The sequence below is a fragment of the Microbacterium sp. BF1 genome (assembly GCF_019279095.1).
Classification (GTDB): domain Bacteria; phylum Actinomycetota; class Actinomycetes; order Actinomycetales; family Microbacteriaceae; genus Microbacterium; species Microbacterium maritypicum.
Map to the genome: position 1 here is coordinate 1 of NZ_JAGYWT010000876.1, position 543 is coordinate 543.

The window sequence follows — 543 nt, forward strand, 5'->3', positions numbered from 1 at the left end:
GCACCGGGCGCTGGCCTATCCCGACTCGATCGTGGCAAGTGATGCGATGCCCATCTCCTGGGCGGCGAGCGGCGGGGGGACGGTGTACGAGCAGCACGAGTGGCCGCTTCCCGCGGGCGGGCACACGCATCCCCGCACCGCGGGCACGTTCGCGAAGTCACTGCGGCTCATGGTTCTCGACAGCGGCACGTGGAGCTGGGTCGAAGCTTTCCGGCGCTGTTCGTTCCTCCCCGCTCGTGTGCTCGACGAGGTCTCGTCCGGCATGCGGGGCAAGGGCCATCTGACGATCGGGGCGGATGCCGACGTCGTGGTGATCGACCCGACGACGCTGACGGACAGAGCCACCTATGCCGATCCGACCCGCCCGTCGCGGGGTGTGCGCGAGCTCTTCGTGCACGGCACTCGTGTCGTGCACGCGGGAGAGATCGTGACCGATGCCCTGCCGGGGCGCGCCGTACGAGGGGATGCATGATGGACGACGAGCTGCAGGAGTTCCTGGACGCCACGGCCGCCGAGCTCGGCGTGCCCGGCGCAGTGGTCGGC

General features: G+C 70.2%; 1 pseudogene. It reads left to right on the top strand.

What is annotated here, in order from left to right:
• Window positions 1-472 (top strand): annotated as a pseudogene (locus tag KZA10_RS17315) (hypothetical protein); the annotation flags it as partial.
• Window positions 473-543 lie beyond the last annotated feature (71 nt).